This window comes from Streptomyces sp. NPDC045778 (genome assembly GCF_056431945.1).
Genome location: NZ_JBWKJZ010000011.1, coordinates 229,541 through 248,772, shown reverse-complemented (window position 1 = coordinate 248,772; position 19,232 = coordinate 229,541). Strand labels below are relative to the sequence as shown.

General features: G+C 72.5%; 17 protein-coding genes. 4 read left to right on the top strand and 13 right to left on the bottom strand.

The window, feature by feature from the left end:
- Positions 1-97: 97 nt before the first annotated feature.
- Positions 98-655 carry a M23 family metallopeptidase gene (locus tag AC07GB_RS16960; protein ID WP_478846016.1) on the bottom strand — a complete coding sequence of 186 codons (558 nt, stop codon included), beginning with the start codon at positions 653-655 and terminating at the stop codon, positions 98-100.
- Between the two features lie 336 nt (positions 656-991).
- On the opposite strand from AC07GB_RS16960, the gene AC07GB_RS16955 reads away from it, so the two are divergent.
- From AC07GB_RS16955 to AC07GB_RS16945, 3 genes are all read left to right on the top strand, one after another.
- The gene (locus AC07GB_RS16955; RefSeq protein ID WP_478846014.1) at positions 992-4,123 is read left to right on the top strand and encodes an NACHT domain-containing protein; all 3,132 of its coding nucleotides are present in this window, start codon (positions 992-994) and stop codon (positions 4,121-4,123) included.
- A 26-nt stretch (positions 4,124-4,149) separates the two neighbouring features.
- Positions 4,150-5,127: a PDDEXK nuclease domain-containing protein gene (locus tag AC07GB_RS16950; protein ID WP_478846012.1), complete on the top strand. Its 978-nt coding sequence runs from the start codon at positions 4,150-4,152 to the stop codon at positions 5,125-5,127.
- Between the two features lie 211 nt (positions 5,128-5,338).
- Complete coding sequence (locus AC07GB_RS16945; protein WP_478846010.1) at positions 5,339-6,376, top strand: leucine-rich repeat domain-containing protein; 1,038 nt, start codon at positions 5,339-5,341, stop codon at positions 6,374-6,376.
- 68 nt (positions 6,377-6,444) lie between these two features.
- Here AC07GB_RS16945 and AC07GB_RS16940 read toward each other — a convergent pair whose 3' ends face one another.
- A complete protein-coding gene (locus AC07GB_RS16940) occupies positions 6,445-8,970 on the bottom strand; it encodes an ATP-dependent Clp protease ATP-binding subunit (RefSeq protein WP_030679875.1) in 2,526 nt (841 codons plus the stop codon).
- Positions 8,971-9,436: 466 nt separating this feature from the next.
- Here AC07GB_RS16940 and AC07GB_RS16935 point away from each other — a divergent pair, with 466 nt between their 5' ends.
- Positions 9,437-10,081 carry an SCO3374 family protein gene (locus AC07GB_RS16935; RefSeq protein ID WP_478846008.1) on the top strand — a complete coding sequence of 215 codons (645 nt, stop codon included), beginning with the start codon at positions 9,437-9,439 and terminating at the stop codon, positions 10,079-10,081.
- Here AC07GB_RS16935 and AC07GB_RS16930 read toward each other — a convergent pair.
- The 11 genes from AC07GB_RS16930 to AC07GB_RS16880 form a co-directional block, all read right to left on the bottom strand.
- Complete coding sequence (locus AC07GB_RS16930) at positions 10,060-10,395, bottom strand: histone-like nucleoid-structuring protein Lsr2 (RefSeq protein WP_030679881.1); 336 nt, start codon at positions 10,393-10,395, stop codon at positions 10,060-10,062. The two genes, AC07GB_RS16935 and AC07GB_RS16930, sit on opposite strands and share 22 nt — an antisense overlap.
- 225 nt (positions 10,396-10,620) lie before the next feature.
- Entirely contained in the window at positions 10,621-11,214 is a 594-nt protein-coding gene (locus AC07GB_RS16925; protein ID WP_478846006.1) for an amino-acid N-acetyltransferase, read from the bottom strand.
- Between the two features lie 9 nt (positions 11,215-11,223).
- Positions 11,224-11,712 (bottom strand): BlaI/MecI/CopY family transcriptional regulator, encoded by a 489-nt coding sequence (locus AC07GB_RS16920; RefSeq protein ID WP_478846004.1) that lies wholly within the window; start codon positions 11,710-11,712, stop codon positions 11,224-11,226.
- Between the two features lie 192 nt (positions 11,713-11,904).
- Positions 11,905-12,084 (bottom strand): hypothetical protein, encoded by a 180-nt coding sequence (locus AC07GB_RS16915; protein WP_478846002.1) that lies wholly within the window; start codon positions 12,082-12,084, stop codon positions 11,905-11,907.
- A gap of 13 nt (positions 12,085-12,097) precedes the next feature.
- Positions 12,098-12,751 (bottom strand): hypothetical protein, encoded by a 654-nt coding sequence (locus AC07GB_RS16910; RefSeq protein WP_478846000.1) that lies wholly within the window; start codon positions 12,749-12,751, stop codon positions 12,098-12,100.
- A 376-nt stretch (positions 12,752-13,127) separates the two neighbouring features.
- Positions 13,128-13,379 carry a hypothetical protein gene (locus AC07GB_RS16905; RefSeq protein WP_478845998.1) on the bottom strand — a complete coding sequence of 84 codons (252 nt, stop codon included), beginning with the start codon at positions 13,377-13,379 and terminating at the stop codon, positions 13,128-13,130.
- 138 nt (positions 13,380-13,517) lie between these two features.
- Entirely contained in the window at positions 13,518-14,324 is an 807-nt protein-coding gene (locus AC07GB_RS16900; protein WP_138961121.1) for a type III pantothenate kinase, read from the bottom strand.
- A gap of 6 nt (positions 14,325-14,330) precedes the next feature.
- The gene (gene nadC, locus AC07GB_RS16895; RefSeq protein WP_478845996.1) at positions 14,331-15,356 is read right to left on the bottom strand and encodes a carboxylating nicotinate-nucleotide diphosphorylase; all 1,026 of its coding nucleotides are present in this window, start codon (positions 15,354-15,356) and stop codon (positions 14,331-14,333) included.
- Positions 15,353-17,056, bottom strand: coding sequence for an L-aspartate oxidase (locus tag AC07GB_RS16890; RefSeq protein ID WP_478845994.1), 1,704 nt, complete (start codon positions 17,054-17,056; stop codon positions 15,353-15,355). Before AC07GB_RS16890 ends, nadC begins: the two co-directional genes overlap by 4 nt.
- 55 nt (positions 17,057-17,111) lie before the next feature.
- The gene (panC, locus tag AC07GB_RS16885) at positions 17,112-18,113 is read right to left on the bottom strand and encodes a pantoate--beta-alanine ligase (protein ID WP_478845992.1); all 1,002 of its coding nucleotides are present in this window, start codon (positions 18,111-18,113) and stop codon (positions 17,112-17,114) included.
- The gene (locus AC07GB_RS16880) at positions 18,110-19,192 is read right to left on the bottom strand and encodes a Rossmann-like and DUF2520 domain-containing protein (RefSeq protein ID WP_478845990.1); all 1,083 of its coding nucleotides are present in this window, start codon (positions 19,190-19,192) and stop codon (positions 18,110-18,112) included. Before AC07GB_RS16880 ends, panC begins: the two co-directional genes overlap by 4 nt.
- Between the last annotated feature and the right edge of the window lie 40 nt (positions 19,193-19,232).

The window sequence follows — 19,232 nt, the reverse complement described above, 5'->3', positions numbered from 1 at the left end:
GCGTGCGCGCGGAGGGGATCACACGCGCACGCCCTGCTGGAAGACCGGCATCGGCACGGAGGGCGGCCTCCGCGTCCCGCCGGTGGACGCGGTCGCGTCAGACGCGGACGCCCTGCTGACGCAGGAAGGAGACCGGGTCGACGGCCGAGCCGTAGTTCGGGGTCGTGCGGATCTCGAAGTGCAGGTGGGGGCCGCTGGAGTTGCCCGTGTTGCCGGAGAGGGCGATGCGCTGGCCGCCGGCGACGGCCTGGCCGACGCGGACCTCGACGCGCGAGAGGTGGGCGTACTGCGAGTACGTGCCGTTCGCGTGCTTGACGACGACCGCGTTGCCGTACGCGGGGCCATCGCCTGCGCCGTTCGGGCCCGCCTTGACGACGGTGCCGGCGTGCACGGACTTGACCACGGTGCCGGTCGGGACGGCGAAGTCCTGGCCGGAGTGCTTGTGGGCCCACATGCTGCCGCCGAGGCCGAAGGTCGCGGAGAGGCGGTAGTTGTCCACCGGGTCCTGCCAGGCCGGAGCCGCCGGAGCCTGCACGGCGGCGCCCGCGGCGCCCGCCCCGAGAGCCGTCACCGCGCCGACGCCGAGGGCGACGACGGCCGCGCGGACGCGGCGGGACGGGCGGCCGGAATGGTGGGACTTCGAGCGCTTCGGCATGGGGACCTCCGGGGCGGGCGGCACACGGGCGCGGGCCGCGGGGACGCGGCTCGCACACGGGGGACGCACAAGGCAGAAAGCAAAGGGAATCCGGCACGCGAGGGGGGTGCGTGCCGGACGGCCATCCCTTGGTAACCCCCACCCCGCCCGGCGCCCAAAACGCGCTTCTACTAGGGGTGGCCGTAGCCCCGGGGGCCGGTTGCGGGCCGAAAGTCCCCACCACGACGCCGAAGGCCACCACTACCCGCCCTCGTATGTGACGTATGCCCTGTGCCCCATGTCACCGCTTGCAAGATCCACCACCGGCCGGATGTGACCGGGGCTACGCTCGCGCGCATGGAACCCGCGGCCGTCGGCATCCGTCTCGCGTCCGGAGTCGTCACCCCTCTGGTCAGGAAACTGTTCGCACGCCCCGGCCCTGGCGCCGCGTTGGTGGACAAACCCGTACGTATCGACTCTCTGGTGTCCTTCACCGGGGAGCGCGGGAAGCTGACGGAGGACGACCTGCGCGGCCTCGCCGCCGAGCTGGTCCGCCAGGCCGTCCGCGCGGGCGAGCGCCCGCTGCCCGCCGACGAGGAGCAGGCGGTCGTCCACGCCCTCGCGGACACCCTGCACGCCCTCGGCACCCTCACCCTGACCGACGTGGAAGCGGTGGACCTCGGCCACGAGGAGCTGGCGGCACGCCTGCGCCGGGCGGCCGCGACGGCGTCCGGTGACCCGGCCCGCGACCTGTCGGCGGACGCGACGTACTGCTACGAACGCCTGCTCACGGCCACCTCCCTGCACGTCCTGAACTTCTTCACGCAGCGGTCGACGTTCGTGGCCCACACGCTCGTACGCCAGAGCCGTCGCCAGGCGGAACTGGTAGCCAAAGTTGACGAGCTGATCAGAAGGGACCCCCTCCCGGGGGCGGAGGACGCGGCGTTCGAACAGCGGTACCTGGACTACGTCGCGAAGAAGCACGGAAAGCTGACGATCTTCGGGATCGACCTGGCGAACTCGCCCGGGAAATGGCCGCTGGACGCGGCGTACATGAGCCTGATGGCGACGCCTCGGGACGACTACCGCGTCGGCGACGTCGAGCCCGCCGACCCGGACGACGACTGGCCGGAGCAGCTCGGCCGGCCGCTGGAGTTCGACGAGGCCCCCCGCCCCGCCGACCAGGCACTCGCCACCCACGACCGCGTCCTCCTGCGCGGCGAGGCGGGCTCCGGCAAGACGACCCTGGTGCAGTGGCTCGCCGTGTCGGCGGCGCGCCAGGACCTCGACGAGCGGATGGCGTACCTCTACGACCGCGTCCCGTACGTCCTGCCGCTGCGCACCCTCACCCGCCACGGCGCACGCCTGCCCGCGCCCAAGGACTTCCTGTCCGCCGTGGGCTCGCCCCTGGCCGGGGAGCAGCCCGCCGGCTGGGAGGCACGCGTGCTCTCGGCGCGGCGCGCCCTGCTCCTGGTCGACGGCATCGACGAGGTCCCCGACGCGGAGCGCGCCCGCACGCGCGCGTGGCTCGCGGACCTCATGAACGCCTACCCCGGCAACCGCTGGCTCGTGACGTCCCGCCCCTCCGCCGTACGCGAGGACTGGCTGGCGGAAGAGGAGTTCACGGAGCTGACGCTCGCGCCGATGCGCGGGCCGGACGTGGCCGCGTTCATCGGGCGCTGGCACGCCGCCGCGACGACGGGCGCTCCGGAGGAGGACGCGGCACTCGCGGCGTACGAGACCCAGCTCCTGGCGGCCGTCCGGGCCAAGCCCGACCTGGGCCGCCTCGCCACCAACCCCCTGATGTGCGGCCTGATCTGCGCGCTGCACCGCGACCGCAGGGGCTTCCTCCCTCTCGGCCGCAAGGACCTCTACACAGCGGCCCTGTCCATGCTCCTGCTGCGCCGGGACCGCGAGCGCCACATGGGCACGCCGGAGCTGCGGGAGGAACCCCAGCTCCAGGTCCTGCAAAGGCTCGCGTACTGGCTGATCCGCAACGGCCGTACGGAGATGGACCGCTCACGGGCCCAGGCGATCATCGCGGACGCGCTCCCCGCGGTGCCGGAACTCGCCGCGCTCGGGGACGCGCCCGCGGTGTACGGCCACTTCCTCCAGCGCAGCGGGCTCCTGAGCGAGCCGGGCCCGGACACGGCGGTGTTCGTCCACCGCACCTTCCAGGACTTCCTGGGCGCGCGTGCGGCGGTCGACGAGGGCGACTTCGGCATGCTCGCGCGCCACGCGGCGGACGACCAGTGGGAGGACGTCATCCGCATGGCCGTGGCACAGGCCAGGCCGCGCGAGCGGGCCGAGATCCTGCGCGACCTGCTGGCCCGCGGCGACGGCCTGCGCGACGCCCCGCGCGCCCGCGTCCACCTCCTGGCGGCGGCGTGCCTGGAACACGCGGCGGAGCTGGACCCGGCCGTGCGGGCGGAGGTGGAGCGGCGCACGGCCGACCTTGTCCCGCCGCGCGACGCGGCCGGGGCCCGCGAGCTGGGCGCGGTCGGCCCCATGGTGCTCGACCTGCTGCCGGGCCCCGACGGCCTGGCCGAGGCCGACGCCCTCAACGTCACCATCGCCGCCACGCACGTCCCGTCCGACGCGGCGATCCCCTTCCTCGCCCGCTTCGCCCACCACCCCGCGCAGCTCGTGCGCAGCCAGCTCATGTGGGGGTGGCACCGCTTCGACTGCCGCCTGTACGCGGACCAGATCATCAGGCACCTCGACGACGGGGAGACGCACTTCACGCTGCGCGGTGACGAGCAGGCCGAAGAAGTGGAGCGCCTCGGCCTCCGCCCGAAGCACCTCGACGTCCGGTCCACGGTCACCGGCGCGGCGGCCTCCCGGCTGATCGAGTCCTGCGCCCCCGCGTTCCTGATGCTCTCCAGGCCCTTGGCGCACCTGACGAACGGGGCCCTGCGCGCGCTCGGCGGCGTGACGGAGCTACGCCTCTTCGACAGCGTCGAGCCCTGGACCCTGAGCAGCGTCCCCGCCGACGCGCCCCTGCGCACCCTCGGCCTCTTCAACTCCACGCGGCTCCTGACCGGCCTGCACCGCCTGGACCGGTGGCAGGGCCTGGAGTGGGTCGTGTTCGGCGACGAGGACGGGCCGAGGAGCGCGGCGGACTGGGAGGCACTGGCGCGGCTCCCCCGGCTCCGGCGGCTCGACCTGCCGGCGAAGGCCCTGGCCGGTGCGCCCGCCGGGCTCAGCCTGCCCCAGGTCACGGAGCTGTGGCTGGCCCTGGAGGACGCCTGGGACCCGGCGGCGAAGGCCGCCGCCCGGCTCTTCCCGAGCGTGCGCCGCGTCCTCGTACGGGAGATGCGACGGCCCAGCCCCCTGCCGTACCTCTCCCGGGCACAGGCCGGGTACGCCGAGCGGGGCCTCCCCCGGGCGTCCGCCGGCCGGCACGGCCCATCCGTGCCCCAGAAGGAGCCGAACTCCCAAACCACCCCCACACGTTCGGATGACCCCACAGAGTTCCCGCCCCTGTAAAGCACCCGCTGCGCCAGCCTCGCCCCATGCACAAGTACGAAGATCTGCTGGCCGAAGCGAAGGCCACCGCAGAGGGGGCCCGCCTCCGCACCCGGAGGGCCGTGAACACCGAACTGGTCCAGATGTACTGGCGGATCGGCAAGCTGATCCTGGCCCGCCAGGCGGAGGACGGCTGGGGCACCGGCGTCGTGGCCCGGCTCGCCACGGACCTGCGCGGCGCCTTCCCCCGGCAGCGGATCTTCTCGTACCGGAACCTCGTGCAGACGCCGAAGATGGCGCACACGTGGCCCGCGCTCATCACGCAGCGCCCGGTGGCCCAGCTCCCCTGGAGCCATATCACGGTCCTGCTCGACAAGCTGCACACGCGCGCGGAGAGGGACTTCTACGCCACCGAGGCCGTACGCAACGGCTGGTCCCGTGCCCAGTTGAACCTGGCCATCCGCCAGCGCCTCCACCTCCCGCAGCGCGCCGCCGCCCCGCTCACGGACGACGTGACCCTGCCCGACGGCTCCCCCGCCCTCGCCGAACTCGCCTGCGACCCCTACCGCCTGGACTTCCTGCGCCTGGACGACCAGCGCCCCGCCGACCCCACGTACGAGGAGTCGATCGCGAACCGGATGGTCCGCGTCCTCACCGGCCTCGGCTCCGGCTTCGCCTTCGTCGGCTGCCGCTACCCCGTCCTCGCGGGCGACCAGTACCACCGCGTCGACCTGCTCTTCTACCACCTCTCCCTGCGCCGCTACGTCGCCTGCGCGCTCGGTACGACCACCGCGCGCCCCACGCACCTCACCCGCCTGGACACCCAGGTGCGGGCGGTGGACCGCCTCGTGCGCGACCCCGACCGGGACGCCCCCACCATCGGCGTGCTCATCGAGACGAGCAGCGGCCAGGCCACGTACACCTCGCTGCCGCCGCGCGGCCGTCAGCTCCTGCCCACGGAGGAGGACCTGGCGCGCGTGCTGCGGGAGGCCATCGGCCCTGTCGACGCCGCCCCGCATCCGTGAGGCACCGCGTCGCGGGCCGCCGGCGCGGGGTAGGCCACGGTGCCGAGAGGGTAGTCAGCGCCCATGGATCCCGTCCTCCTCGGCACGCGGCTGGCGTCGAGCGCCCTCACCCCGCTCGTGAAGAAGCTCTTCGTACGGGAAGGGCCGGGCCGCGGGCCTGATACCGCCCCGCACGGCCGCCGAGGCCCGCGTCCTGGCCGAGGCCGGCCCCTTGGCCCTGGAACTGCTTCCGGGCCCTGAGGGGCTCTCGGACGACGAGGCCCTGGGTGTGGTCGCCACGGCCAGCCTGGTGGGCGACGAGTTCGCCCTGCCGGTGCTCAAGCAGTTCCGGTACCACGACGACCCCCGCGTACGCTCCCAGCTCCTCTCGGCCTGGGATCAGTTCGACGCCGACGAGTACGCCGATGACGTGGTGGCCCATATTCCGCCGCGCGAGCTGTACTTCACCGCGCGGAGCCACGCCCAGGCGGAAGTCCTCGCCCGGAACGGCCCTTATGCGCGGATGAGCATTTCCGGCGCCTACACGGCCGAGGAGCTGCTCGCATTCGTCGATCCGGACGTACTCACGCATCTCACCGTCTTCGACAACCCGCGACTGGACGACCTCGCGCCATTCGCCGCGCTGCGCCACCTCAGAGGGCTCACCCTCTCGCACTGCCCGGCACTCATCGATCTCACCCCCGTGGTCCCATTGCGTCTGGAAACCCTCTTCCTGCGCGGCCAGGGCTATGCCGACCAGCTCCACGGGCTGAAAGACTTCACGTCACTCCGCAAGCTCGGCATCGGACGCACCCTGAACGGAAGTGCCCTCACCGAGTGGCTCCCCAGCGGCGCCCCGCTGGAGACCCTCCTGATGTATTCCGGAGCCCGTGGCACTTCCGGCTTGCGAGGTCTCGGACAGTGGCCGACCTTGACCTACCTCGTACTGGACGGGAGCGAATGCGACGTGACCGCCGAGGACTTCGCCGAACTGGCCGGTCACCCGTCCCTCAGCGGTCTGCACCTGGACCGGCAGCTCCTGCCCGAACTCCGGCACGCCCCCGAACTCCCCGGAATCGAAACGCTGCACCTCTCCCCTCTGCACGGCGCCGAAGACCTCTCCGATGTGCCCCGGGTCTTTCCGGCCCTGCGGAAGATCACCATCACGCCGGCCCGCACCGGACACGTCCCGGCCGACCGCTACGAAGGCCTCTTCCCGCACGCCCGGGTCGAGGTCCCCAACGGCTTCTGGAACACCCCGCTCACATAAACAGAAGGGGCTGCCCCGGACCGTACGAAACGGTCCGGGGCAGCCCCTTCAGCGCGACCCGTGAAGGGCTACGCCTCCTTGCTCAGATTCGGCCCCGAGCCACCGGCGGCCGACTCGATCGGCGGCACGTCCGGCAGCGCGGCCTTCTCCTCGCCACGGAAGGTGAACGTGGCGGTCTCGCCCTCGCCCTCCGTGTCGACGACCACGATGTGGCCCGGACGCAGCTCACCGAAGAGGATCTTCTCGGAGAGCGTGTCCTCGACCTCGCGCTGGATGGTGCGGCGCAGCGGCCGGGCACCCAGGACGGGGTCGTACCCCTTCTTGGCGAGCAGCTCCTTCGCGGACTGGGACAGCTCGATGCCCATGTCCCGGTCCTTCAGGCGCTCGTCCACCTTGCCGATCATGAGGTCGACGATCTCGAGGATGTCGCCCTGGCTCAGCTGCGGGAAGACGACGACGTCGTCCACGCGGTTGAGGAACTCGGGGCGGAAGTGCTGCTTCAGCTCGTCCGAGACCTTGTTCTTCATCCGCTCGTAGTTGGTCTTCGTGTCGCCCTGGGCGGCGAAGCCCAGGTTGAAGCCCTTGGAGATGTCCCGCGTGCCGAGGTTGGTCGTCATGATGATGACCGTGTTCTTGAAGTCCACGACCCGGCCCTGGGAGTCGGTCAGACGACCGTCCTCCAGGATCTGGAGCAGCGAGTTGAAGATGTCCGGGTGGGCCTTCTCGACCTCGTCGAAGAGGACGACGGAGAACGGCTTGCGGCGGACCTTCTCGGTCAGCTGACCGCCCTCTTCGTACCCCACGTAGCCGGGGGGCGAGCCGAAGAGGCGCGACACCGTGTGCTTCTCGCTGAACTCCGACATGTCGAGGGAGATCAGCGCGTCCTCGTCACCGAAGAGGAACTCGGCGAGGGCCTTGGACAGCTCGGTCTTACCGACGCCGGACGGGCCCGCGAAGATGAACGAGCCACCGGGGCGCTTCGGGTCCTTCAGACCGGCACGCGTGCGCCTGATCGCCTTCGAGAGCGCCTTGACGGCGTCCTTCTGGCCGATGACGCGCTTGTGCAGCTCGTCCTCCATGCGGAGCAGACGGGAGGACTCCTCCTCCGTCAGCTTGAAGACCGGGATGCCCGTCGCCGTGGCGAGGACCTCGGCGATCAGCTCGCCGTCGACCTCGGCGACGACGTCCATGTCGCCGGCCTTCCACTCCTTCTCGCGCTTGGCCTTCGCGGCGAGGAGCTGCTTCTCCTTGTCGCGCAGGGACGCGGCCTTCTCGAAGTCCTGGGAGTCGATCGCCGACTCCTTGTCCCGGCGCACGCCCGCGATCTTCTCGTCGAACTCGCGGAGGTCCGGCGGCGCGGTCATCCGGCGGATGCGCATCCGGGAACCGGCCTCGTCGATCAGGTCGATCGCCTTGTCCGGAAGGAAGCGGTCCGAGATGTACCGGTCGGCGAGGGTGGCCGCCTGCACGAGGGCCTCGTCCGTGATCGAGACACGGTGGTGGGCCTCGTAGCGGTCGCGCAGACCCTTGAGGATCTCGATGGTGTGCGGGAGGGACGGCTCCGCGACCTGGATGGGCTGGAAGCGGCGCTCGAGGGCCGCGTCCTTCTCCAGGTGCTTGCGGTACTCGTCCAGGGTGGTCGCACCGATGGTCTGGAGTTCGCCGCGGGCCAGCATCGGCTTGAGGATGCTCGCCGCGTCGATGGCGCCCTCGGCGGCACCCGCACCCACGAGCGTGTGCAGCTCGTCGATGAACAGGATGATGTCGCCGCGGGTGCGGATCTCCTTGAGGACCTTCTTCAGGCGCTCCTCGAAGTCACCGCGGTAGCGGGAGCCGGCGACCAGGGCGCCGAGGTCGAGGGTGTAGAGGTGCTTGTCCTTGAGGGTCTCGGGCACCTCGCCCTTGACGATGGCCTGGGCGAGCCCCTCGACGACGGCGGTCTTGCCGACGCCGGGCTCACCGATCAGGACGGGGTTGTTCTTCGTGCGGCGGGACAGCACCTGCATGACCCGCTCGATCTCCTTCTCGCGCCCGATGACCGGGTCGAGCTTGGACTCACGAGCGGCCTGGGTGAGGTTCCGGCCGAACTGGTCGAGGACCAGGGACGTGGAGGGCGTGCCCTCGGCAGGACCGCCGGCGGTGGCGGTCTCCTTGCCCTGGTAGCCGGAGAGCAGCTGGATGACCTGCTGCCGCACCCGGTTGAGATCGGCGCCCAGCTTGACCAGGACCTGGGCGGCAACACCCTCGCCCTCGCGGATCAGGCCGAGCAGGATGTGCTCCGTGCCGATGTAGTTGTGGCCCAGCTGAAGGGCCTCGCGGAGCGACAGCTCCAGGACCTTCTTGGCACGAGGGGTGAAGGGGATGTGGCCGGACGGGGCCTGCTGCCCCTGGCCGATGATCTCCTCCACCTGCTGGCGGACCGCCTCGAGCGAAATCCCGAGGCTCTCCAGGGCCTTAGCGGCGACACCCTCACCCTCATGGATCAGGCCCAGGAGGATGTGCTCGGTGCCGATGTAGTTGTGGTTGAGCATCCGGGCTTCTTCCTGAGCCAGGACGACAACCCGCCGCGCGCGGTCGGTGAACCTCTCGAACATCGTTAATCGCTCCTCAGAGCGGTCAGGCAGTAAGGGGTCGGTCCCCTCCCTGTCCTTCCGCAGCTTAGTCCCGCAAGCGGGGACCGCTCATTCCAACTGCCGACACCCGTCCGGATCACCCTCACTACGGTAGGGAACGCTTCCTGACTCATACGCCGACACATGCTCCAACCCGATGGTGCGAGACGATGTTCCCGCAGGCCAGGCAGTTACCCTCGCCATCAGTACGCCGTTGGCGAACGTGAGACGCCTGAACACCGCGTGTCGCCCCTCCCCACTAGGGATGTCTTACCCGTATGCACGGACACTCCATGCGGCGCACACCGGTTCCCTCCGCTACGGGCGAACACCCTTGCGCCGGGGAGGGCTCTGACACGCCCCCACTTTCGCCACCGTGAGCGACCAGTGCGCCACCGTCCGTGACGTTCGCCGTAACTCCCGTACGCCTCGGGCGGTTGCTCCTGACATGGCCCTCTCCAGCGTTCCGCACCCCCGGTCGCCCGCCGAACCGCGTACCCGGCGCGACAGCGCGCTGCGGGACGATCCGGTGCGGCGGTGGTACGAGCGGGACCTGGGCTGGCCGGTGCGTCCCGGGCCAGGGCCCGGGGAGGCACTCCGCCTGGTCACAGGGGTGCGCTTCGACGTCCTTCAGCTGCCGGCGGAGGCGGGCTTCGCGGCGCTGCGCCACCTGGGCCCGAAGGTTCCCGTGGCCCTGCGCGGCGCGACGATGCGGATCCTGGTGGCCGCGGGCAGCGCCGACGAGCTGCCGGGGCTGCTCGACTGGCTGGAGTGGGGCGGCATCCCCCTGGACCTCACGGCGATCGGCTCGGGCGGCCTGATCGACGCTCCTACGCCCCCGGGGCTGCCCGGCTCACGGGGGGCCGCCGTGTGGCTACGCCCCCCGGAGCCCGGACACGAGCTGGAAGCCGCGCTGCCGTCGCTGACGTCGCTGGCCGCCCTGGCGCCACGGGCTCTGGACGGCAGCGGAACCGACCCCCATTCCGGCTCCGCCACGGGCTCCGATCTCGTACGGCTCGTGGACACGGCGGCCACGCAGTGCCACCGGGCCCGCTTGCGGCGTGCGAGTAATCAGCCGTTGGCCTTCTCGTAGGCCTCGCGGATGGACGCGGGGACGCGGCCGCGGTCGTTGACCTCGAAGCCGTTCTCCTTCGCCCAGGCGCGGATCTGCGCGGTGTCCTGGCTCTGGCTCGCCGCCGGGGCGCGCCCCTTGCCACGACCGCTCGCGCGGCCTCCGGTGCGCCGGCCGCCCTTGAGGTACGGCTCGAGGAGTCCGCGGAGCTTGTCTGCGTTGGCGGTGGTGAGATCGATCTCGTAGCTCTTGCCGTCAAGGGCAAACGTCACGGTCTCGTCCGCCTCGCCGCCGTCGAGGTCATCGACAAGAAGGACCTGAACCTTCTGTGCCACCGGATTTCCTTTCATCGATAACTTCAGGGCCGGGCCACGCGGCCTGCGCCGCCGATTCGCCGCCCCCTGTTATATGCAGCACTGCAGTACGTCGGAAAGCAAACCGCTTTTCCTGGAAAAACACAAACCCCTGGGAGAGACCGGCTCCGCGAGATCCCGGGAAACATGCGCGTTTCGGACATAGGGCACCCGGGCATGTGACAGCCCGGAATAGCTCCGTCACGATCACAGATGCAGAAGCATCCGGCTGTTGCCCAAGGTGTTCGGTTTCACTCGTTCGAGGCCCAGGAACTCGGCGACGCCCTCGTCATAGGAACGCAGCAGCTCCGTGTAGACATCTGTGTCCACGGTATCCGCGGGCGTCTCGCCGATCTCCACGAAGCCGTGCTTGGCGAAGAAGTCCACTTCGAAGGTGAGGCAGAAAACGCGCCGGACACCGAGGCGGCGCGCGGTCCGCAGCAACTTACCGAGCAGCTGATGCCCGACGCCCGCGCCCTTGACCTCAGGATTCACCGCGAGGGTACGGACTTCGGCCAGGTCTTCCCACATCACGTGCAGGGCCCCGCAGCCGACCACCGTCCCCGCTTTGCCGTTGCCGCCGCCCTGTTCCGCGACCCAGAACTCCTGGATGTCCTCGTAAAGCGTGACGGTCGCTTTGTCGAGCAGGACACCCCGGCGGGCGTACGAGTCGAGCAGGGACCGCACGGCGGGCACATCCGTGGTGCGTGCCCTGCGTACGGAGACGGCATTCGGCGCGGTCTCGCGGTGCGGCGGTACTTCGGCGCGCCCCGCGGGGAGTTCGTCCGGCTCGGCTGGCATGGGCGGACGCTATCGTTCGGCCACCGGGCCCGGCCGATCGGGGTTCGCGGGGCCCTCAGGGTTTGTCCGGTTCCCCGGGGTCGCGGGGGCCGCCGGGTTCGTCTGGTCCTGCGGGCTCGCCGGGTTCGCCGGGTTTTCATGGGATTCCACCATGCGGACCGCGTCACTCAGGGCTTCCCGCTGCTGTGGCGACATCATGCCGAAGAAGGCGACGAGAGCGGCCGCCGGGTTGTCGCTCTGCGACCAGGCCTCGTTCATGAGTGCGGCCGAGTAGGCGGCCCGCGTGGAGACCGCCTCATATCGATAGGCGCGGCCTTCCGCTTCGCGGCGCACCCAGCCCTTCTGATGGAGATTGTCCAGAACGGTCATCACAGTGGTGTACGCGATCGACCGTTCCTGCTGAAGGTCTTCCAGGACTTCTCGAACGGTCACGGGGCGGTTCCACTTCCACACCCGCGTCATCACTGCGTCTTCGAGTTCTCCCAAGGGGCGAGGCACAGCAGAACAATAGTGGGCGAAGTGACCTAAGTCACTGAAGCCGCGTAGGGCGGGAGGGGCGCGGCATTATGTGACATTCAGAGTATTCATCGTATTCGCCCCATAACGCCTGTCTTCATGACAAAAGGGGCGCACGGCCCGCGAGGAAGGGGTGGGCCGTGCGCCGCTGAGGGCCGTGGGCGGGAGCGCCGGTCAGGCGCCGCCGGCCTCCGGTGACTGCCGGACGGACTCGGCGCGGGCGATCGCCGCGTCGGCGGCGGCGTCCTCCTTCGCCTTGTTGGCGCCGCCCTGGGTCTTGACGATCGTCACGATCAGGCCGATGAAGAACACGGCCATCACTACGGGGGGCACGAGCGCGGAGACGTATTCCATGCCCCCAGCGTAGCTAGCCCGCCGCGAGCCGCTGCGACGGGGCGGGGGGCCGCGCCGGGCGCTTGGGCGGGAACACCTCGGCGGGAGTGGGCACCGGGCGCGGCCGCTCCTGCGGGGCGGCGGGGGGCTCGGCGGGCGGCTTCGGCGCGGGCTTGTCGCCGTCGGCGGCGCGGCCGCCGGGCAGGGCGAGGAGCCTGGTGCGGGACGGCGGCACGAGGGGCCGGGGCGGGAGCGCGTCCGCCGCCCGGGTTTCGCTCGCCGCCGCGAGGCGGGCGCGCAGGGCCCGCTCGGCGAGGCCCTCGCAGCGCGCGAGCAGGGCGGCCGCGCGCGGGGTGCCGCGCAGGGCGCGCAGTGCGGCGAGGTCGTCGGGGGCGGGCCGGTAGCCGGTGGCGAGCACGTCCTCCAGAAGCTCCAGATATCCGGCGGCGGTGCCGGGGAGCGCCGCCCGGTAGCGCGCGAGGTCGGCCACCAGGAAGGCGCGCAGCCGTGCGCCTTCGCGCACCGTCTCGTCGATGTCGCCGGCGAGGCGCACGCAGTCCTGCACGGCCTGATCGTCGAGGGCGTGAGCGGTACTGGGGTGCAGGGCGAGGGCCAGGGCACGGCGGAGCACGCGCAGCTCCTGAGCACCGAAGGCCATGCCGCCCCGGGATCCGTATGGCGTGGGCATGGGGTGACGATACGCGCGCAAGGGACAAAATCGTCTTAACTCACCCGTTTGCGCGCCGCGTCGCCCCCACGCCCCTGCTCACCTGACCTGACGCGCCCGGCCCACGTGCCGCACCGCGCCCGGCCCCGCCCACGTGCCGCACCGCGCACGGCCCCCGCTCCCGCGCGCCCCGCCGCCCCACGTCCCGCGTCCCTGCGCACGGAGCCCACCGCCTCGCGATCCGCCGTGTGCGGCCCCGTCCACGTGGCCCATCGTCCTGCGGCCCCACTCGCATGACGCACCGCCTGCGGCGTAAAGCGCCGCCCGCGTGAGCCACGGGCCCCGGCCTGTTCACGTGGCGCGTCGGCGCCCGTGAGCGTCGTGGTCAGGAGCCGGTCTAGTCCGGGCGGCGGCGGGTCGTGGCGAAGGTGACTGCTCCTATGCCGAGGGCCGCTGCGCCGCCGATCGCGAGCCAGGGGAGTACGCCCGCGCCGGTCTCGGCCATCCGGCCGGTCGGGCGGGGCTCGCCGGTGGGTGCGGAGGGCTCGACGGTGGAGAGGGGGGTCGGGGCCCCGGCGGGGGTGTACTCGGCCTCCGCGCGCGTCACGTGCGCCTCGGCGACCGGCGCGGCGACCGTCAGCGTCGCCACCGCAAGGGCCACCGTGGCACCCCACCGCCCCCTACGTCTCATGCGTCCCACGCCCATCAGGCAACCAGCCCCCACACCCGCCCGGAATCCCTCCCAGGAGAGACTCCCCCGGAGGGGGCGGGGTTGCCTGACGCGACGTCAAGTACGAGACACGTTCCGCTCGTAGACCAGGCGGAGGCCGATCAGCGTCAGCCACGGCTCGTGCTCGTCGATGACCGACGCCTCGCCGAGCACCATGGGCGCGAGCCCACCCGTGGCGATGACCGTGACGTCGCCGGGCTCCCCGTGCGGGCCCGCCAGCTCGCGGGCCATCCGCCGTACGACGCCGTCGACCTGGCCCGCGAAGCCGTACAGGATGCCCGCCTGCATGGCCTCCACGGTGTTCTTGCCGATGACGCTGCGCGGCCGGGCCAGCTCGATCTTGCGCAGCTGCGCGCCGCGTACGCCGAGGGCCTCCACGGAGATCTCGATGCCGGGCGCGATGACCCCGCCCGCGTACTCCCCGCGCGCGGAGACCGCGTCGAACGTCGTCGCCGTACCGAAGTCCACGACGATCGCGGGTCCTCCGTACAGCTCGACCGCCGCGACCGCGTTGATGATGCGGTCGGCGCCGACCTCCTTGGGGTTGTCCATGAGGATCGGGACGCCGGTCTTGATGCCGGGCTCCACGAGGACGGCCGGAACGTCGCCGTAGTAGCGGCGGGTGACCTCGCGCAGCTCGTGCAGGACGGAAGGGACCGTGGAGCAGATCGCGATGCCGTCGATGCCGTCGCCCAGCTCCTCGCCGAGCAGGGGGTGCATGCCCATCAGGCCGTTGAGGAGCACCGCCAGTTCGTCGGCGGTGCGCCGGGCGTCGGTGGAGATGCGCCAGTGCTCGACGATGTCCTCGCCGTCGAAGAGTCCGAGGACGGTGTGGGTGTTGCCGACGTCGATCGTGAGCAGCATGGCGGGTTACTCCGCCCCGCGCGCGGGGGCCTCGTCGGCGTCCCGCAGGTCGAGGCCGATGTCCAGGATCGGCGAGGAGTGCGTGAGGGCGCCCACCGCGAGGAAGTCGACGCCCGTGTCCGCGTACGCCCGCGCGTTCTCCAGGGTGAGGCGGCCGGAGGACTCCAGGAGCGCGCGGCCGGCGACGATCGCGACGGCCTCCTCGGTCTCGCCGGGCGTGAAGTTGTCCAGGAGGATCAGGTCGGCGCCCGCGTCCACGACCTCGCGCAGCTGGTGGAGGGTGTCCACCTCGACCTCGACGGCCACGTCCGGGAAGGCGTCCCTGACGGCCTTGAAGGCCTGGGCCACGCCGCCCGCGGCCACCACGTGGTTGTCCTTGACGAGGGCCGCGTCGGCCAGCGACATGCGGTGGTTGACGCCGCCGCCCATGCGGACCGCGTACTTCTCCAGGGAGCGCAGGCCCGGCGTCGTCTTGCGGGTGTCGCGGACCTTGGCCGCGGTGCCCTCCAGGGCGTCCGCCCACGCGCGCGTGGCGGTCGCGATGCCGGACAGGCGGCACAGCACGTTCAGCGCGCTGCGCTCGGCGGTGAGCAGGTCTCGGGTGCGGGTGGTGATGCTCATCAGGACGTCACCGGCCTCGACGCGCTCGCCGTCCTCGACGTGCCGCTCCACCTCGAACTCGTCCGCGCAGACCACGGAGACGATCGCCTCGGCGACCCTGAGGCCCGCGACGGTGCCCGCCTGGCGGGCCGTGAAGTCGGCGGTGGCGACGGCCTCTTCGGGGATGGTGGCGACCGTCGTGACGTCCACGGCGTCCGGCGAGAACTCCATGTCCTCGGCGATCGCGAGGTGCGCGATGTCCTCGACCTGGACGGGGTCGAGCCCGGCGTCGGTCAGGAGCTGGGCGAGCGACGGGTCGAGTCCGCACGCCATGGAGTCGGGTGCCTCCTCGCCGCCGCAGCCGCAGGCGTCGCCGCAGCCGCTGTCGGCGAGGGGGAGTTCGGGGGTGCCGGTGGTGCTCACGTCGGTCACTGCTCCTGAGTGCTGGGGAACCTGGCGTTGTCGGTGGTGCGGGTGGCGAGGGTGCGATCCGGATTGATGCGTACGACGATGTGGCGTCCCCACGCCTCGTCGTCGCGGGTCCCGTGGTCCTCGCGCCAGTGGCAGCCACGAGTCTCCTCGCGCCACTGCGCAGCCGCCACCAGGACGCGGGCCACGCACAGGAGGTTGGTGGTCTCCCAGGCGTCGACGCCCGGCTCCGCGGTCTTGCCGTCCTCGGCGAGCGCGCCCGCCGCGGCCGCGTGGATCTCGGCGAGGCGCTCGGCGGCCTCGGCGAGCGAGGCAGCGGAACGCAGCACTCCGGCGCCCTCGGTCATGGTCCGCTGGATGGCGAAGCGGGCCTCCGGGGGCAGCAGGGGGTGCGCGGGCTGCTCGGGGGCCGCCACCGGCGCGGGCACGCGCGCGTGGAGGGTGCCCGCGGCCTGCCGGGCGGCGATGTCCGCCGCGATGCGCTCGGCGTAGACCAGGCCCTCCAGGAGGGAGTTGGAGGCGAGCCTGTTCGCGCCGTGCACGCCCGTGCAGGCGACCTCCCCGCACGCGTAGAGACCCGCGACCGTGGTGCGGCCGTGCCGGTCGGTGCGGACGCCGCCGGAGGCGTAGTGCGCGGCGGGGGCCACCGGGATCGGCTCGGTCACCGGGTCGATGCCGTGGGCACGGCAGGCGGCGAGGATCGTCGGGAAGCGCGTGGCCCACATGTCGGCGCCGAAGTGGCGGCCGTCCAAGTACATGTGCTCGGCGCCCTGTTCCAGCATGCGGCGCGTGATGCCCTTGGCGACGATGTCGCGCGGGGCCAGCTCGGCGAGTTCATGGGCACCGACCATGAAGCGCACGCCGTCCGCGTCCACGAGGTGGGCGCCCTCGCCGCGCACGGCCTCGGAGACCAGCGGCTGCTGGCCCTCGGCGTCGGCGCCCAGGAAGAGCACCGTCGGGTGGAACTGCACGAACTCCAGGTCGGAGACCTCCGCGCCCGCGCGCAGGGCGAGCGCCACGCCGTCGCCCGTGGACACGGACGGGTTCGTCGTCGCCGAGAAGACCTGGCCCATGCCGCCGGTGGCGAGCACCACGGCGGGCGCGCGCACGGCGCCCACGCCGTCGTGCTGGCCCTCACCCATGACGTGCAGGGTCACGCCCGCCGCGTGCCCGTCGGCGTCCGTCAGGAGGTCCAGGACCAGAGCGTTCTCGACGGTGGGTATGCCGCGCTCGCGGACCGCTTCGACGAGGGCGCGGGAGATCTCCGCGCCGGTCGCGTCGCCGCCCGCGTGCGTGATGCGGCGGCGGTGGTGGCCGCCCTCGCGGGTGAGCGCGAGGCCGCCGTCGGCCGACTCGTCGAACCGGGCTCCGGTCGCGATCAGCCGTCGTACGGCGTCGGGGCCCTCGGTGACGAGGACGCGCACCGCCTCCTCGTCGCACAGGCCCGCGCCCGCCACGAGGGTGTCGTCCAGGTGCTGCTCGGGGGTGTCGCCCTCGCCGAGCGCTGCGGCGATGCCGCCCTGCGCCCAGCGCGTGGAGCCGTCGTCCAGGCGCGCCTTGGTGACGACGACGGTCTCCAGGCCGGCCGCCGCGCAGCGCAGCGCGGCCGTCAGACCGGCCACTCCGGAGCCGACGACCACGACGTCGGCGTCGAGCGCCCAGCCGGGGGCGGGGGCGTGCAGCCGTATGCCAGTACCGCTCATGCGAGGGCTCCGATCACGGTCGTACGAGGGGTCTTGGCGGCCCTGGCGGGTGCGGTCACGCCGGGCCTCCGAAGGTCAGCGGGACGTTGTCGATGAGGCGGGTGGTGCCGACCTTGGCGGCGACGGCGAGCACCGCCTCGCCCTGGTGGCCGTGCGTGACCGGCCGGAAGTCCGCGGGGTCGACGAGCGCCGCGTAGTCCAGGACGAGCGGGGGGCGAAGGCGCGCCGCCTCGTCGAGGACCTGCCGCGCGGCCGCGAGGACGGCCTCGGGCCCGGCGGGCGCGGCCTGGGCGACCGCGTGGGCGTCGGCTGCGGCGCGGGACTCCCCCAGGGCGTTCAACGCGTCCGCGCGGGCGGGTGTCGCCGGGGCGAGCGCGGCCCGCGCGCGCAGTGCCTCCTGCGCGGCGTGCCGGTCGCGGCCCGCGAACAGGGCGTGGGAGAGCGCGAGCGCGGTGTGCCGCTCGGCCTGCGACAAGTAGCGGTTGCGGCTGGAGCGGGCGAGGCCGTCCTCCTCGCGCACCGTCGGTACGGCGACGATCTCCACGGGGAAGTTCAGATCCCGCACCATGCGGCGGATCAGGGCGAGCTGCTGGGCGTCCTTCTGGCCGAACAGGGCCACGTCGGGAGCCGTCAGATGCAGCAGCTTGGCGACGACGGTGAGCACGCCGTCGAAGTGCCCGGGGCGCGTGGCGCCTTCGAGGACCGTGCCCATGGGGCCCGCGCTGACGCGGACCTGGGGCTCGCCGCCGGGGTAGACCTCGTCCACGGAGGGGGCGAGGACGACGTCGGCGCCCGCCTGCTCGGAGGTCTTCACGTCGGCTTCCAGGGTGCGCGGATAGCGGTCCAGGTCCTCGCCCGCGCCGAACTGCAACGGGTTCACGAAGACCGTGACGACGACCTCGCCGTCCTCGCCCGCCGCGCGCCGCGCCTCACGGATGAGCGTGGCGTGGCCCTCGTGCAGGGCGCCCATGGTCATGACGACGGCTCGGCGGCCGGTACGCGCGCGGGCGCGCAGCTCGTCTGCGGTGTGCAGGAGCCGGATCGGCGTGTCACTCATCGGTCTCCTCCGTCCGCTTCCCCGTCGGGTCCTTCGGGTCCGTCGGCTCCGCCGTCGCGGAAGCCCTCGGTGCCGCCCGCCGCTCCCCCGGGGGCCGCGAGCACGCCGAGCAGGTCCTCGGCCAGCTCCGGCTTGAGGAGGCCGTGCGCGAGCGCGCGGTCGGCGGTGGCGCGGGCCATCGCCAGATACCCGGCCACGGTCTGCGGCGCGTGCTTGCGCAGCTCGGCGACGTGCGCGGCGACGGTGCCCGCGTCGCCGCGCGCGACCGGGCCGGTCAGGGCGGCGTCACCGGAGCGCAGGGCGTTGTCCAGGGCCGCGCCGAGCAGCGGGCCGAGCATGCGGTCGGGGGCCGCGACGCCCGCGCCGCGCAGCAGCTCCATGGACTCGGCGACCAGGGTCACCAGGTGATTGGCGCCGAGCGCGAGCGCCGCGTGGTACAGCGGCCGGGCGTCCTCGGCGATCCACTCGGGCTCGCCGCCCATCTCGATGACCAGGGCCTCGGCGGCGAGCCGCAGCTCGTCGGGCGCGGTCACGCCGAAGGAGCACCCGGCCAGGCGCTGGACGTCCAGGGGGGTACCGGTGAAGGTCATCGCGGGGTGCAGCGCGAGGGGCAGGGCACCGGCGCGCAGGGCGGGGTCGAGGATCTTCGTGCCGTACCGCCCGGAGGTGTGTGCCAGGAGCTGTCCCGGGCGGACCGCGCCGGTCTCGGCGAGGCCTTCCACGAGGCCGGGAAGCGCGTCGTCGGGCACGGTCAGGAGCACCAGCTCCGCGCGCTCCAGAACCTGCGCGGGCGAGACCACGGGCACGTCCGGGAGCATCGTCGCGGCCCGCCTGACGGAGCTGTCGGACACGCCCGAGACGGCCACCGGGCGGTGCCCGGCGAGCTGCAACGACGCGGCGAGGGCGGGGCCGACGCGGCCCGCGCCGACGACGCCCACGGTGAGCCGCGCGGGCCGGTCCCTGGGGTCGGGGCCCTGGCCCGCTCGGAGGTCGGAGTGCCGCTCCGGCCGGTGAGGTGCGTTCACGCGATGACGCCTTCCGTTCCAGTCCGCTCGGGGTACCGGACGATTTCTCGTCATGCTAACGCTATCCGTCGACGCGGCGCCGTCGGCTGTCCAC

Excerpts from the sequence above, each read along its gene's own strand:
- AC07GB_RS16940 (WP_030679875.1), bottom strand. The coding sequence starts at position 8,970 with ATGTTCGAGAGGTTCACCGACCGCGCGCGGCGGGTTGTCGTCCTGGCT.
- AC07GB_RS16890 (WP_478845994.1), bottom strand. The coding sequence starts at position 17,056 with ATGAGCGGTACTGGCATACGGCTGCACGCCCCCGCCCCCGGCTGGGCG.
- AC07GB_RS16880 (WP_478845990.1), bottom strand. The coding sequence starts at position 19,192 with ATGACGAGAAATCGTCCGGTACCCCGAGCGGACTGGAACGGAAGGCGT.
- AC07GB_RS16950 (WP_478846012.1), top strand. The coding sequence starts at position 4,150 with ATGCACAAGTACGAAGATCTGCTGGCCGAAGCGAAGGCCACCGCAGAG.
- AC07GB_RS16900 (WP_138961121.1), bottom strand. The coding sequence starts at position 14,324 with ATGCTGCTCACGATCGACGTCGGCAACACCCACACCGTCCTCGGACTC.
- AC07GB_RS16925 (WP_478846006.1), bottom strand. The coding sequence starts at position 11,214 with ATGCCAGCCGAGCCGGACGAACTCCCCGCGGGGCGCGCCGAAGTACCG.
- AC07GB_RS16915 (WP_478846002.1), bottom strand. The coding sequence starts at position 12,084 with ATGGAATACGTCTCCGCGCTCGTGCCCCCCGTAGTGATGGCCGTGTTC.
- AC07GB_RS16910 (WP_478846000.1), bottom strand. The coding sequence starts at position 12,751 with ATGCCCACGCCATACGGATCCCGGGGCGGCATGGCCTTCGGTGCTCAG.
- AC07GB_RS16960 (WP_478846016.1), bottom strand. The coding sequence starts at position 655 with ATGCCGAAGCGCTCGAAGTCCCACCATTCCGGCCGCCCGTCCCGCCGC.
- AC07GB_RS16935 (WP_478846008.1), top strand. The coding sequence starts at position 9,437 with ATGGCCCTCTCCAGCGTTCCGCACCCCCGGTCGCCCGCCGAACCGCGT.
- AC07GB_RS16955 (WP_478846014.1), top strand. The coding sequence starts at position 992 with ATGGAACCCGCGGCCGTCGGCATCCGTCTCGCGTCCGGAGTCGTCACC.
- panC (WP_478845992.1), bottom strand. The coding sequence starts at position 18,113 with ATGAGTGACACGCCGATCCGGCTCCTGCACACCGCAGACGAGCTGCGC.